Genomic DNA, 14,581 nt, shown 5'->3' with positions numbered 1-14,581 from the left:
AAATTATCTCGGCCTCTTCAGCTTCACCCGACGCTCGGCAATTCGTCCAGATGCCAATAAACCAGCTTGCCTTTCTCCTCGGCCACTCTGACCATCTCGTCCGCTCCCTGAGACGGTCCTCCAACCCGGAGCACCGCATCGCAGCAATCCAGCAGCCGAATGGAAGACGGATGAAAAATGCGATGGAACACATCGTCTCCGATGGTCTTCGACCCTGCGGTCGCGATCAACGGGAGCGCATACCACTCGCCTAAAACGGGCAAATGTCCCGCTTCGTATACCTGCAAAGCGATTTCGTTCATCAAGCGGACGTTTTGCTCCAGAAGCTCCGGATCGTCCCCGGTTCCCGAGCGATACGGTCCGGCGATAAGAATATGCAGCGGCTTGACCTCCGGCTCAAGAAGTCCGTGAATTTGCGCATACTGCAGCAGCATGATCGTTTTGGCATCGCAGATTTCGCCGGTTCGCACCATTTCGAGCGCCTCGATGAACGGGAGCTCAAGAACCTCGATATGCTCCTGCTCTTCTTCCATCCCTCCGCCTTCTCCAGCCAGCATGCCCGGACTGTATTCGGCCGTATAAAAATGCAAAATCTCCGTCACGGAACCGGGAGACATATAAGCCTCGCCGACTTTGACAATCTCGCTGACGCGGTACCCCGTCTCCTCCTCCGTCTCGCGTACAATGCTCGCTTCCGGGGTTTCCCGGTCCAGCAGGCCCGCGCACGTTTCGATAAGCATTCCCGTTTCGTTTCCGTTCACATAGGTCGGCATCCGAAACTGCTTGGTCAGCACCACTGTCTGCTTCGCCCGATTATACAGCAGGATCGTCGCTCCATTGCCGCGGTCGTATACTTCACGCGCTTGGGTCTCCCAAGTACCATCCTCTTTTTGATATTCGAAGGTCATTTTCTTTAAGACGTACCAGTTGTCCGATAACAACTCTTCTTTCAGAATACGTACTTTTGGATTGCCCTGTCTTGTCATATGGATCGCTTCCTCCCTAAGAAAAATCCGGAATCCTTCGAAATGCGGATTTTCCCTTCACGTTCGATCATGGAATGTAAAAAGCTTTCAAAATGATGCAGCACAGCTCCCGTCAAGCGCTGGCGGGCATTCATCGGAGTCGAAGTGATGTAATCCCGGAGCGGCCCGACTTCGCTCACAAGCAGGTGGTCATCATATGTATACAGCCGAACCTCGGAAAACCAAGGGGATAACATCCGCTCACCGTTGTCCAAATTAAACCGCTCGATGACGGGGTCCAGCACACGGATCTCGGGATCGAACGCCACAGCGAGCTGCTCGACTTCCTGCAAATGCCGCTCGCTCATCGTCGCAGCGAACAACCTTCCTCCGGGCTTTAGGACGCGATGAATTTCAGAAAACGCTTGTGGCATGTCCGGCAAATGGTAAAGCATGTTGTTAGCAATAACGATATCGAACTGTTCGTCATGGAAAGGAATGTCCTGCACATCGGCCACCACAAACTTGAATTGCTTTTTACATTCCCCTAAGCTGCTTCGCGCTTCCTCAAGCATCCCGTGCGAAAAGTCCGAGAGCGTTACCTTCCAGGCTTCAGGAATCCGGTCCACGTTCCGCGTCCATAAAGCGCCGTCGCCGCAGCCGACTTCCAGCACCGTGCATCCGGACTGCTCGATCAAATGCCCGAACAGCCAGCGATGCCAGCCGATCGGATTGACGCTACATTTGTCGTAGAGCTGGATTCTCGTTTGCAGACGCGTCGCGGTATGGTACTGCTCGACCCAATCTTTTTCCGAATGGACCGCATGGATGAGCTCGATCAGACTGCTCCACTCCACGTCCTCAGGCTTGTTCTTCATCATTACCAACGCTTGATTTATCGCTTTGACCACAACTTCCATGTGCGCGAGCTTCTGCCGGAGCGTCTCTTTTTGCGCCGTCAACGAGCTTCGGAGGTCATGTCCGGACAGCGATTCTTCGCGAATCACCTCCTTGATCTCTTGAAGGGTCAAACCGATATACTTCAACGTCTGAATCTTCTGCAGCCGAATCAGATCTTCTTTGCTGTACAGCCTCGCCGACGTCTGACTGTGCTGAGAAGGAGACAGCAGACCGATCTGGTCGTAGTACCGCAGCGTTCGCAGCGTGATCCCAGTTTTTTTTGCAATTTGTCCTGTCGTTGCATAGTCGCCGCTTTTCACAATAGCCCCCTCCACCATAACCCTCATAAACACTAAAGCGATTATATCCGGTTACGTCACGTCACCTTCAAGCTTTATTTTCGGAGAGCATAGCCTGCACGTCTTCGACGAAGCTCCTTTTATTAGTCTCGATGTAAACAATTAAATGATCGAATATATTTTCTTCCTGACTGTTGATAGTTAATTTCTCAGCCGCGTGCTGGATTTCTTCAAAAAACTCATCATCCCCAATCGCATGGACTTGCCTGAAATGATTGATTTCATACGGCTCCAAGTCCTGCAGATCGCGATGCAGCTGTCCGGTGCTCAAATTGTAGTTTTCAAGAATCCGTTTGATGTCTTTCAAAGCGTTCGCATCATGTTCCGCTCCGATGCGTTCCAGCGCCTCGATTGTCTCGTTGAGATATTTTCCAGTCGAGTTTTCCAAAAATCCCAGAATGCCGTTCATAATTAGTTCCGTATCGAAATCGATAAGCAGCACGATGTCCTGAAGTAGAGCCGGAAGCCTAAAGAAGACCTCTTCATCCTTCAGTTGAATGTTTTCCTGTCTGTACCTGTTTATACCGACGTGATCCATAATTTCATCAGCGGATGCATCTATTAACTCTTTATGATCGGGCAGCAATCTTCGTAAGATAGTTTGGTGGATTTCCATTTGCCTTCTCCTTGTTCCGCCGCGTGAATACAGCGTAGTCTTTTATTGTTTGCACAGTCTTTTTCCGACTAAGGCTTTTGCCGTCTCATCTGAAATATCGGTCAAAAACCCAATATGGTTCAACTTTCTTGATGCCGATCCGTAATTTAACATTTCAATGGAGTTTACTTCAATTTTTTGTTCCCTGTCTTCTTTATTTATTAAAGTGTCTCCGTTTCTTAAAATCGTGCCGCTTTCGGTAATTTCTCCTGCAATCACATACCCTCGACCGGTGATCTTGAATACATCTTTAACTACAAGCTCGAACATCGCTCATCATCCTTTTATTGTGCTGTCAGCCATCATATTTCCTCCTTTTATTTACATCGTCTGACAGACGCTTAAACTAAATACCCCGGAACCTCCAAATTGGCATGCGATGCCTGAGCTAGCAAGCTCGCCAACGCAAAATAAAGCGAAGTCGAGAAGACTTCGCCAAAAATGCCAATGGATCCTTCGTATACTGGAGAAAGCGGCTTTCCGTTATTTTGTTGAATCCACAGGTTCCGAAGCCAGTTGGCTTCCGACAGACTTATTTTTCGCGGAAAGCAGCGTGATCGCCATCAGCAGCACAACCCCGGCAACAACCACAAGGGAAGATGCTTATCCACTTGATAAAGACTCGTGCTGAGAATCGGAGCGATCACGGCGGGTATGCCCTGCACCGATCCCACAAGACCGGCCACGCCTCCTTGCTGCTCGCGGGCCACCGCCAGGGAAGCGCCGGCCATAAAGCATCATCAGTCCGGTTCCGATGCCAAATAAGAATAAGGCCGAGTAAAAACCGACAAAGCCGACGACGAACAGAAAGAGCGCTATTTTTCCTCCAAAATATCAATTATTTCTTTATATGCATCCTTGGCCCATTTTAGTAAGTGTGGATGATCATATTGCGATCTTGCGATTTGCAGTGGAGTGTTCCCTTCTTCGTCTTTAAAGTCTTTCTTTGCTCCATATTCGATCAATAGTTTAACCAATTTGGGTGTTGTTCCGCTCGCAGCAATATGAAGCAAAGATCCTCCGCGAGAAAAGCCGCTTGTTTGATTAGGGTCCCCCCCTGCTTCCAGCAGCAATTTTACAATTTCTACATCTTTATAAAAAATAACTGCCGTTTCTAACATGGTTTTCCCAGTATGAGCCTTGGCATTAGGGTCAGCTCCTTCAAGTAAGAGTCTACTGACCGCTTGCTGATCTCTGGTAATGATCGCTCCATAAAGCTTAGAGTTCTTGTCTATTAGAATCTCTATGGAGTGTTCGGAGGTATTATTATTTTTAGGAGTCCAATATACAACAGCTCCGCTAATTTCGGAGATGAATCTTAATGGAACATAGGTAACATTATTGATTGTTTGAGGCGGAACTTCCAAGCTTAAGCTTTTATCGTTTACTTGCACCTTCGGTTCATTAATTTTCATTAAAATGGATGTTCCTGTTTTAGTCGCTCGAACGGTCAAATCCTCACGATGCCATTCGAGGCTGTAGCCAAGCTTCTCTAACAAAGGCCGGACTGGAACGAGGGTGACTCCCGAAATCATTTTCGGAGGGGATTCCTCGAAATTCAAGAAATCGTAGTCCATAGTAACTGTAATGGGAATCTCAAGCGACTCCGAATAAGATAATTTAGGGTTAAGGAAAAACAAAAGGATAATACCGAATAAAATACTCTTTTTTATCATTTACATGCCCCTCTTCAAAAACTTAATCAGACCATGTCCGATAAAGTAAATATATACTTAGCAAAATTGAAACAACTCCTGAAAGTCTACTGTTCATAAGTAATAGTTTAGTGTTTTTTACATTTTTGAAAATATTTCCTAAATTATATTTCAAGTTAATTTCAGGTCTGAAAACAGTAAAAAGTCCCCATGCCATCAAAAAAAATAAAAATACTGAAAAAACTATTTTACCACCATTCTTTTTATACAGATAACTCTCCACTTTGTATTTTCGCTTGCAATCCAACACTTCCAACCAGTGATATGGCAAACTGGCCCTTTACATAGGGTTCTACAACTATACCGGATTTTGTATCCCCTATTCCACCATTCTTTGTCTTATAAACTGTTGACTCCCCACCATTAATAAAGTCTTTTCGGATAACAGAATCCACGTATTTTAGCCTTAACCCGTTTGCTGTGTCATGTGCTGCTTGTCTCTCGGTTGCATTTTTAGCTCTAGCATATGCATTGTAATAAAACGCCAGCTCTTCTTTATCTTTTTTTGTATAAAGTCGATAAGCATTATGATCTATTGGCTCCAATGGTCCATCCAGATCACGATCTTTAAACGGGTTTGCATAACTCTCGCCCCAAGAATTCGTATAACTCTCAACCTCAGAGACAGAAGCAATGTGCAACCTTTTTTCGCTCTTTGACTTTTGTACTTCATTGTACATTAACAATGTCGTAGAACTTAAAACTGTTTCGCTCTTCTGATTATCATTCGAACCAAACTGAATGCTATCGAATTGATCCCGCTTCTGTCTTACGACAAGCTCAAAATCCAAAACACCTTTCATACCATTAACTTGCTCTTGATATACGTGAACGTATGCATGTGTAAATTTGACTTCTCGAATCGTCTTCTCGTGTCTCACGATTCGTACGGTAACGATTCGGTAATAATCATTGTCCGGCCTATACTCGGTAAGGGCCCATGCATAGAGCGTATTGGAGTTATCCGCATCTTGTTCCACAGGGGGAAGCAGTTGAAGTGGGATCTCTCCCCGGATCTGAATCGAATGCTCCGCATTATAAGCTTTGGCAAAAAAATCTGCCGGGCTTGTGTTGATATAGCTATAGCCAGTAATTTTTCCATCGCCAAGCTCAATCGGCTGACTGCCGGCTTCTCGTTCAACCCTCAATAAAATACTCATACTGCATACCTCCCTTTCGGCTAACTACTCCTGGCTTTTACAACCGATTCCTTATCTTAATATATATCGGACATCTTCATATTCTATTTAATGTAAATTCTCACACACTTTTGGATATATAGGAATAGAAAATTATCGCAACGATCAGAAGCCTGTTATTCGCGGTTTAACCCAAAAACTGTTTTCCATCATGAATGCGTAGGATATTTGTACAGAATAGAATCGGCATCCGAGATGCCAGCTCTTCTGAGATCTCGATACCTGCTATCAAACTTCATTATCCGAAGCCGCATTGTCCTCACGACAACGAACCCATCCAATTCATCGACAAAGTCCCCATCCATGTTCAATAGATTGCTATAGATTCGCCATGCTTTTGATGAAAAGAGCGGCGTTTTATTTACAAGTCCGATGTTATGATGAAAATGATTTTGTGATAATAATCACCAGGAGAGGGGGTGAACCTCATGCGGCAGCCTGATCGTCACAGTACCCAGCCTCTGTATCAGCAGATTGCCGATGACATCGAACGGAGAATTTCATACGGCGAGTTTCCGCCAGGCAGTCTGCTGCCCTCCGAACGAAAGTTAGCCGAGCAACTGGGAGTCAATCGAAGCACCGTGATTCTCGCCTATGCGGAGCTGCGCGCGCTTGGGATCGTGGAAAGCCGTACGGGAAGCGGAACCCGGGTTAGCAAGTATAAATGGGAGGCCACACCGAAGCATACCCCCAACTGGCACCGGTATGTTGAAGGCGGAAGCTTCCTGCCTAATCTGCCTTTTTTACGCCGGGTCCGGGAAGCACTTCAACAAGACAATACGTTGATTGATTTTGCCAGCGGGGAGCTTGGCGCGGACATCTCTCCGGTGGAAGAGATTAATACGCTTATGGACGAAAACCACTATACGCCCTATCTCGGATATGCCAATCCGCAAGGATTTGGGCCGCTCCGCGAAGCGCTCGTCACGTATTTAAGTCAATACCGGGGAATTCAAACGACGGAATCGTCGATTCTTATTACATCCGGTTCCCAGCAATCGTTATATTTAATTACCCAGTGCTTGCTGGCTCCCGGAGATGCGGTGGCCATCGAAGACCCTTCCTACTGCTATTCGCTGCCTATATTTCAATCGGCCGGACTTCGCTTGTTCCGTCTTCCCGTCGATGCGAAAGGAATCCGGCCCGAGGATGTTCGCTCCCTTTACAAAAAGCACCGGATCAAGATGGTGTTCGTCAATCCGAATTACCAGAATCCGACAGGCATAGCCCTCGATGCCGAACGCCGTATCGAGCTGCTTGACGTTGCGAGCGGGCTGGGACTTCCTATCGTCGAGGACGATCCTTTCAGCTTGACAGCTTATAGCGGGATGCCGCCGCAGCCGCTCAAATCGATGGATTCGATCGGCTCAGTCCTCTATATCGGCTCTTTCTCCAAGATCGCGGCATCCGGGCTGCGCGTCGGATGGATGGTCGCTCCTCATTCCGTTGTCGAGCGGCTGGCGGATGCCAGACAGCAGATGGACTTCGGGCTTAGCGTCGTTCCGCAGCAGGTGGCCGCGCAGTTCTTGAAGTCTCCGTATGTCCGGCCTCATCTGGACCGTTTGCGAATGCATCTGCTCTACAAGCGGGATTTAGTGATAAGCGCGCTTCGGCAAGAGCTTCCGGATCTGGTCAGCTTCTCGATTCCGCAAGGAGGCTTGCATCTGTGGTGTAAAATCATACCCGAAGTGAGCGATAACAAGCTGTTCGAAGAAGCGATTCGTCATGGCGTCATCTTTGTTCCCGGCAGCGTCTACGGATCGGATTCCGGTTATGTGCGGTTCACTTTTGCACGGCCGAAAGCAGACGAAATCGTTCCGGGCATTGCCAAATTTGCGGCAGCTCTTCGGACCGTTCTTGCCCAATCCAACTAAAAAGGTGAATGAAAGCTTTGTATTCATGAATACAAGCTTTTTCATTCACCTTTTTTACTGACCTTATTTGCACGTGTGACGCACTTGGACCAAAACGCTTCAGATATCGCGGGAACCCCGGCTGCGACGCGCTACCCCGGCCTCGCAGGCTGCCGCGCTAACCGCCTTGCTGACTCGATCCGCCACCAGATGATTAAATACGCTTGGAATAATATACTGCTCATTTAATTCTTCGTCGCTAACGACGGAGGCAATCGCTTGGGCGGCGGCAAGCTTCATCTTTTCCGTAATTTGCGAAGCTCTGCAATCCAACACGCCGCGAAACATTCCGGGAAAGCATAAGACGTTATTAATCTGATTCGGATAATCGGAGCGTCCTGTCGCCATGACACGCACATAGGGCTCGGCTTCCTCCGGCATAATTTCCGGGTTCGGATTCGCCATGGCAAATACGATCGGGTCCGCCGCCATCCGTTTCACGTCTTCGACCTTCAGTACTCCCGGACCGGACAATCCGATAAATACGTCCGCTCCTTCGATCACCTCGTAGAGACTGCCCCGAACCATGAACGGATTCGTATGCTCGGCAAACCAATTCCATACCTCATGCGGATAAGCGTCTCCGCGAACGATGGCTCCTTGACGGTCAACACCAATCAAGTCCGTCACCCCGGAGGCCAGCAATATTTTGGAGCAGGCCATTCCTGCCGCTCCGACCCCGCACACGACAACCCGGCACTGCTCCAGCTTTTTGCCGACGACCTTCAAGGCATTTAACAAGGCGGCCAGAATGACGACGGCGGTTCCGTGTTGATCGTCGTGAAATACCGGGATATCCAGCTCCTTCTGGAGCCGTTCTTCGATCTCGAAGCAGCGGGGAGCCGAAATATCTTCGAGATTGATACCGCCGAATGACGGAGCGATCGCTTTGACGATGGCAACAATTTCGTCCGTATCCTGCGTGTCCAGACAGATCGGGAAGGCGTCGACGCCGGCCATCTGCTTAAACAGTACGGCTTTGCCTTCCATGACGGGCATGGCGGCTTCCGGACCGATATTTCCGAGTCCGAGAACGGCAGAGCCGTCAGAGACGACGGCTACCGTATTCCGCTTAATCGTCAGCGTATGGGCCCGGGAGGGGTCATGATGGATCGCCATACAAATCCGGGCTACACCGGGCGTGTAGACACGGGACAGGTCATCCCGATTTTTGATCGGCACCTTGGGATGCATTTCGAGCTTGCCGCCCAAATGCATGAGAAAGGTCTGGTCCGATACGTTGATCAGCTTAACCCCGGGTAGCCGTTCAACCGAGGAAACGACGCGGTCAACATCATGCGAGTCGTTCAGATTGACTGTAATGTCTCTTACGGTTTTCGCAGAGCTCACCCGATTGGTGTCTATCGCTACGATGTCGCCACCGGAATCGCTTAATGCCGATGCGATAGCTCCAAAGTTAACAACTCCTTGATCGTACTCCAACCTCAAAATGATACTAGTCCCCGTTCCGAGCGACGTATGCGTATGCATGAGCAGCATCTCCTCTTTTAAGACATTTTGATTCGTAGGCTAGTTGCGTCCAGACTTCGGCTGAATGCGTTCCATGAAATTTATGATATCGGAACGGCTTAGCTCCCCCGAGAACTTCTGCACGATTCGCCCCTTGTCGTCAACCAGAAACGTTGCCGGCAAGCCGCTAATTTTATATTGCTTTTTCACTTCGCCTTGGGAATCAAGCAGGATAGGGAGCTTTAAGCGATGACGGTCGGCAAATTCGCTGGCCCTTTCCTTCGTTTCTCCCATATTGACCGCAACGATTTCAACGCCCGGCAACCGTCCGTAGGCTTCGTTGAGCAGCGGCATTTCATTGACGCACGGGTCGCACCAGGAGGCCCAAAAGTTCAGAAGAACTCCCGTCCCGCCGTAGTCGGATAATCGCACCGTTTGCCCCTGCAAATTGGTTAACGCAAAATCCGGCGCCTTCTTGCCCGCCTCCACCTCCTCGCGTTTATCCGCCTGCGATTGGAATACCGCATAGCCGATGGCGAACAGGATTAGGACAAGCATTAGTGCCCGCGTCCAAGAAGAGCGTAGGACTCTTTCCAACCCGATCAGCTCCTCCCCCGCCAGAGCCCCTACTGCTGCAGCGCTTGAATATCTTTTAATATTTTATCGTATGGCGTATCCGTCATTCCGTCGTACTTCGCCACAACCGTGCCTGCCGGGTTGACCAAAAAAAACGAAGTGCCGTGAATGACTTGATCGGAGGACGTATCCTTCGCCACAACCGTATTAAACGAGCTCAGGACGAAGGTTTTGATCTCGTCGAATTTATATCCGGTTAATGCATGCCAATTCGAGAAATCGGTGTCAAATTTTTGGAGGTAAGCCTTTAACGCCTCCGGATTATCGCGCTCCGGATCAACGGAGAAGGAGACTAACTCCGCCTTCACGCCCGCCGACTTCAGCCGCTTTTGCAGTTCCGACATATTGGCCGTCATCGTCGGACACACCGTTGCGCAATACGTAAATACGAAATCCGCAATCCAGACCTTGCCTTTCAAATCGGACAAGGACACCGGTTTCCCGTCTTGATTGACGGCCTCGAAAGACTTAACCTCGTAATTAAGCTGTTTGGACTTGCCGCTGCCGCACGCGGAGACAACGACAAGGATCAATCCCAATATGACGAAAAAGAACGCTTTTTTCACCGAATCCCCCCTTACCCTATTTCTTTGTCGAGAGCCATTGCGATAAAGCCTGAATTTCTTCGGCGCTTAACACTTTGTTGAAGGCCGGCATGCCTCTCGCGCCGTCCTGTATGATCGCGAACAGCTGCTGCTCCGTCATCCTGGAGCCAATCTCCTGCAAGCCCGGGCCTACTTTTCCCCTGAGATCGGCAGCATGGCAGGACACACATTGCTTCTTATAGATCGCCTCTGCATTTGCATCTGCCGAAACGGTCATCCCTTGATCGGTTGCCTGACTGCCACACGCGGATAGGCCAACTGCTGACATGACAACAATCAGAAAAAACGGAAGCGACACCCTCAAAACGATCCCCTCCCCATTCATCCTCATTAGATTGGGCGGCCCGCAGTGTCCAGAATCATCATGACAAAGACCGCCGTCAAGTAATTCACCGAAATCAGAAAGTTGGTTTTGGCCCACTTCCTGTTATCCGATGCTGCAGGACCTGTCAACGTGTGCCACACCCAGACAAGACCGGCCAGCAAAGAGACCGTGAGGAACATAACGCCTGCATATCCGTACGCGTAGAGCAGCACCGTCGTCGGAAGAAGCAGAACGACATAAGGGATCATTTGCAGCTTCGTCCGAGGCACCCCTTTGCGAACCGGCAAAAGCGGGAAGCCCGCCGCCCGGTACTCGTCGACGCGCCGAATGGCAAGGGACCAGAAATGGGCGGGCTGCCACAGGAATAACAAGGCGAATAACAGCAGCGCGCCTGCATCGGCCTCGTGGGTAAACGCACAATAACCGATGACCGGCGGCATGGCACCGGACACGCCTCCAACGGACGTGCTCCAGGTCGAGGTGCGCTTTAGCCACATCGTATAGATGACGATATAGACAAACATGCCGAGCAATCCGAGCCAGCCGCACAGCGCGTTGACTTTCCAGAACAGGACGGCTTCTCCCGCTATTCCGAGCGCCAGGGCGTACACCAGCACGCCCCTGACGTTCAAACGGCCGGTCGCGAGGGGCCGATCCTTCGTCCGGCTCATTTTTCGATCCAGCTCCCGGTCCCAAATATTGTTTATGACGCACGAGGAAGCCATCGTTAACGTGGTGCCCAACAGCATCCAACACAACAGGCCCCAGTCCGCCATCCATCGGGGAGCCAGCCAATACCCGCCAAACGCGGCAACGAGATTGAGTTGGAGGATGCGCGGCTTGGTCAGTTGAATCCAGTCGCTTATGCTCCCCCTGTCTCTGCTCACCGAAGCCGCTGCATTTGCAGACGTCCTGCTCATGTGGCCACCATATTGTACAGCATGATCCACATAGAACCGGCGACGACAAGCAGCAAAATGATCAAGCCCAAAATCAAGCTCACCAAGTTATAGCGAGGCTTTTTCTCCTCCCGCAGATGCATGAAATAGATCAATTGAACGGCGAACTGCAGCACGGCTGCCGCCATCAGAACGAGGGTGTTCGCCACCCCCTGAAGCCAGCCGGACAGGACGACGGCAATGGGAATGATCGTCAATACGATGGAGAACAGGAAGCCGGTCGTATACGATTTGAACGTGCCATGGCTCTCGGCGTCATGCGGAGTAGTTAGGTCATGCTGCGCCATCTATCTCACCCCCATCAAATAAACAATCGTAAATACGAAGATCCACACGACATCCAGGAAATGCCAGAACAGGCTGATCACGTTCACTTTACGCTTGGTTACCGGCGTAATGCCGTGCTTCGCAAGCTGAATAATCAAGGCAATCATCCAGACCAATCCGAGGGAGACGTGAAGCCCGTGAGTCCCGACCAAGGTAAAGAAAGCCGACAGAAATGCGCTCGTACTAATGGTCGCTCCCTCGTGCACCAGATGAATAAATTCATTGACCTCCAGCACAATGAAGGCCGCACCAAGCAGTACCGTCACTCCGAGCCATCCCATGAGCGCTTTAAGTTGTCCTTTGTGCATCGCAAGCACGGCGAGACCGCTTGTATAGCTACTCGTTAGCAGAATGAACGTGCTTGCAATAATCCCGCCCAGCTGGAACAGCTCGGCAGGCCCGGGCCCGCCGTTTCGATTGCCCTGCAGAACGATATAGGTGGCAAACAAGGTGCCGAAAATAATCACGTCCGTCATCAGGTAGATCCAGAAGCCGAATGTGCGCATTTCCTCCAGATCCGGATGGTCGTGATGCTCCGAGCTTGATACATGACCATGGGCATGTGCGTTTACTTGAGCCATTCTTGGTTACCCCCTCATCGCAGCTTCCGTGCGTTTAATTTCCTCAACAGGGATATAGTAATCGGTTTTGTAGTTGAAGGAATGAACAAGCATGCACACGGCTACCCCCGCCAGACCGAAGACCGTCAGCCAGAGCCAGTCGAATACAAAACCGAATCCGGCCGCAAACCAGAACATCGACATCACAAAAGGAATCCCCGAATTTTTGGGCATATGGATCGGCTCCAGCTTCGGCCGAACCGGAGCAAGCTGCCCGCGCGCTCTGCGCTGCTTCTCCTCCCACCACTCGTCCTGGGACGAGACCTGCGGCAGCGTTGCAAAATTATAATGCGGCGCAGGAGAAGGAATTGACCACTCCAGCGTGCGTCCGTTCCACGGGTCGCCGGTTTCGTCTTTTTGAAAATGCTTGATGCTGTATACGATTTGCCATAATTGGAACAAGAAGGCGATGCCCATCAAAGCCGCCCCGACGGTGGAGACCAGGTTCAACTCCCACCATCCTTTATCCCAACCGTATGTCACAAGCCGCCGTGTCATCCCCATCAACCCGAGCACATATTGCGGCATGAAGCAGACGTAAAATCCGATATTCCAGAACCAGAACGCCCATTTGCCGATACGTTCGTTCAGCTTGAAGCCGAACAGCTTCGGCCACCAATAATACAAGCCGGCGAAATAACCGAACACGACGCCGCCGATGATCGTATTGTGAAAATGCGAGATCAGGAAGTAACTGTTATGGAATTGAAAATCCGCAGGCGCAACCGACAGAAGCACTCCTGTCAGCCCACCGATGATAAAGCACACGATAAAACCGATCGTCCACAGCATGGGCGTCTCGAAGGTGATTTTTCCCCGGAACATCGTAAACAGCCAATTGAACACTTTGGCGCCCGTCGGGATCGCGATCAGCATCGTCGTGAGCGCAAAGAAGGCGTTGACATCTGCGCCGGAGCCCATCGTGAAGAAGTGATGCGCCCATACAAGAAACGATAAAATACTGATGATCATCATGGCATACACCATCGATTTGTAGCCGAACAGCTTTTTCTTCGCAAAGGTGCTCACGATCTCCGAGAAAATGCCGAAGGCCGGCAGAATGAGGATATATACCTCGGGGTGCCCCCACATCCAGATCAGATTGATATACATCATCGGGTTGCCGCCGCCGTCCAGCGTGAAAAAATGCGCGCCCAAATAACGGTCCAGAAAGAGCAGCGCCAAGGTGGCCGTCAAGATGGGAAATGAAAAGATAATCGCGATACAGCTCGATAACACCGACCACGGGAACATGGGCATTTTCATAAGCTTCATACCGGGTGCCCGCATTTTCAGAATGGTCACGATAAAGTTGATGCCGGTCATCAAGCTGCCGATCCCCGAAATCTGGATTCCCCAAATATAGAAATCTTGACCGACCCCCGGATTGAACATGCGTTCCGAATAGGGCGGATAAGCAAGCCACCCTGAATCCGGTGATCCTCCGATCACGAAGGACAAGTTAAACAGCATCGCGCCCGCGAAAAATAACCAGAAGCTTAGCGCATTCAGAAAAGGATAGGCGACATCGCGCGCCCCGATCTGCAGCGGCACCATCACGTTAAACAAACCGAACATGAACGGCATCGCCATGAACAAAATCATAATCACGCCATGCGTGGTGAAAATCTGATTGTAATGATCCGGCGCCAAGAAGTTCAGCTCCGGCATCGCCAGCTGCGCCCGCATCAGGAGCGCATCCACGCCGCCGCGGAACAGCATCAGGAAAGCGGCGAACATATACATGATGCCGATTTTTTTATGATCGACAGTTGTCAACCATTCACGCCACAGCCAGCCCCATTTTTTTAAATAGGTAAGTCCGAATACAATGCCGATGATGGTGATCACGATGGCGACATCCGCACCGTAAATCATCGGGTCGCCCGTCACAAAAAATTCCGAGGCGAAGCTTTTTACTTTCTCCCACATG

The 14,581-nt window shown here is 50.2% G+C and carries 15 protein-coding genes; 1 reads left to right on the top strand and 14 read right to left on the bottom strand.

The features are described from left to right. Nucleotides 1-23 precede the first annotated feature (23 nt). From nudK to KQX66_RS15920, 6 genes are all read right to left on the bottom strand, one after another. The gene (gene nudK / locus KQX66_RS15945) at nt 24-986 is read right to left on the bottom strand and encodes a GDP-mannose pyrophosphatase NudK (protein ID WP_216793834.1); all 963 of its coding nucleotides are present in this window, start codon (nt 984-986) and stop codon (nt 24-26) included. Beyond that, nucleotides 983-2,185, bottom strand: coding sequence for a MerR family transcriptional regulator (locus KQX66_RS15940; protein WP_308647241.1), 1,203 nt, complete (start codon nt 2,183-2,185; stop codon nt 983-985). Before KQX66_RS15940 ends, nudK begins: the two co-directional genes overlap by 4 nt. Before the next feature lie 67 nt (nt 2,186-2,252). Beyond that, a complete protein-coding gene (locus tag KQX66_RS15935; protein WP_216793833.1) occupies nt 2,253-2,840 on the bottom strand; it encodes a DMP19 family protein in 588 nt (195 codons plus the stop codon). A gap of 42 nt (nt 2,841-2,882) precedes the next feature. Further along, the gene (locus KQX66_RS15930; RefSeq protein ID WP_216793832.1) at nt 2,883-3,149 is read right to left on the bottom strand and encodes a hypothetical protein; all 267 of its coding nucleotides are present in this window, start codon (nt 3,147-3,149) and stop codon (nt 2,883-2,885) included. A gap of 545 nt (nt 3,150-3,694) precedes the next feature. Further along, nucleotides 3,695-4,555: a stalk domain-containing protein gene (locus KQX66_RS15925; RefSeq protein WP_216793831.1), complete on the bottom strand. Its 861-nt coding sequence runs from the start codon at nt 4,553-4,555 to the stop codon at nt 3,695-3,697. 242 nt (nt 4,556-4,797) lie between these two features. Further along, the gene (locus tag KQX66_RS15920; protein ID WP_216793830.1) at nt 4,798-5,754 is read right to left on the bottom strand and encodes a hypothetical protein; all 957 of its coding nucleotides are present in this window, start codon (nt 5,752-5,754) and stop codon (nt 4,798-4,800) included. Nucleotides 5,755-6,221: 467 nt separating this feature from the next. Here KQX66_RS15920 and pdxR point away from each other — a divergent pair, with 467 nt between their 5' ends. Next, entirely contained in the window at nt 6,222-7,667 is a 1,446-nt protein-coding gene (gene pdxR / locus KQX66_RS15915) for a MocR-like pyridoxine biosynthesis transcription factor PdxR (RefSeq protein ID WP_216793829.1), read from the top strand. Between the two features lie 99 nt (nt 7,668-7,766). On the opposite strand, the gene KQX66_RS15910 is transcribed toward pdxR, so the two are convergent. The 8 genes from KQX66_RS15910 to KQX66_RS15875 are packed head-to-tail and all read right to left on the bottom strand — an operon-like array spanning nt 7,767 to nt 14,580. Next, nucleotides 7,767-9,197: an NAD-dependent malic enzyme gene (locus tag KQX66_RS15910; protein WP_216793828.1), complete on the bottom strand. Its 1,431-nt coding sequence runs from the start codon at nt 9,195-9,197 to the stop codon at nt 7,767-7,769. 39 nt (nt 9,198-9,236) lie between these two features. Next, nucleotides 9,237-9,773, bottom strand: coding sequence for a thiol-disulfide oxidoreductase ResA (gene resA, locus KQX66_RS15905; protein ID WP_216793827.1), 537 nt, complete (start codon nt 9,771-9,773; stop codon nt 9,237-9,239). 29 nt (nt 9,774-9,802) lie between these two features. Beyond that, the gene (locus KQX66_RS15900; protein WP_216793826.1) at nt 9,803-10,378 is read right to left on the bottom strand and encodes an SCO family protein; all 576 of its coding nucleotides are present in this window, start codon (nt 10,376-10,378) and stop codon (nt 9,803-9,805) included. Nucleotides 10,379-10,394: 16 nt separating this feature from the next. Continuing rightward, on the bottom strand, nt 10,395-10,715 hold the full coding sequence (locus KQX66_RS15895; protein ID WP_308647243.1) for a c-type cytochrome: 321 nt from the start codon (nt 10,713-10,715) through the stop codon (nt 10,395-10,397). Between the two features lie 32 nt (nt 10,716-10,747). Further along, nucleotides 10,748-11,662, bottom strand: coding sequence for a heme o synthase (gene cyoE / locus KQX66_RS15890; RefSeq protein WP_216793825.1), 915 nt, complete (start codon nt 11,660-11,662; stop codon nt 10,748-10,750). Next, nucleotides 11,659-11,988, bottom strand: coding sequence for a cytochrome o ubiquinol oxidase subunit IV (cyoD, locus tag KQX66_RS15885; protein ID WP_216793824.1), 330 nt, complete (start codon nt 11,986-11,988; stop codon nt 11,659-11,661). Before cyoD ends, cyoE begins: the two co-directional genes overlap by 4 nt. Then, nucleotides 11,989-12,609, bottom strand: coding sequence for a cytochrome o ubiquinol oxidase subunit III (gene cyoC, locus KQX66_RS15880; protein WP_216793823.1), 621 nt, complete (start codon nt 12,607-12,609; stop codon nt 11,989-11,991). Between the two features lie 6 nt (nt 12,610-12,615). Continuing rightward, entirely contained in the window at nt 12,616-14,580 is a 1,965-nt protein-coding gene (locus KQX66_RS15875; protein WP_216793822.1) for a cbb3-type cytochrome c oxidase subunit I, read from the bottom strand. Nucleotide 14,581 lies beyond the last annotated feature (1 nt).

Origin of the sequence: Paenibacillus oleatilyticus, assembly GCF_018998565.1 — a bacterium.
In the GTDB taxonomy this organism is placed as follows: Bacteria; Bacillota; Bacilli; order Paenibacillales; family NBRC-103111; genus Paenibacillus_G; species Paenibacillus_G oleatilyticus.
Note: the sequence above shows the minus strand (reverse complement) of the source record. Positions and strands in the feature narration are given on the sequence as shown.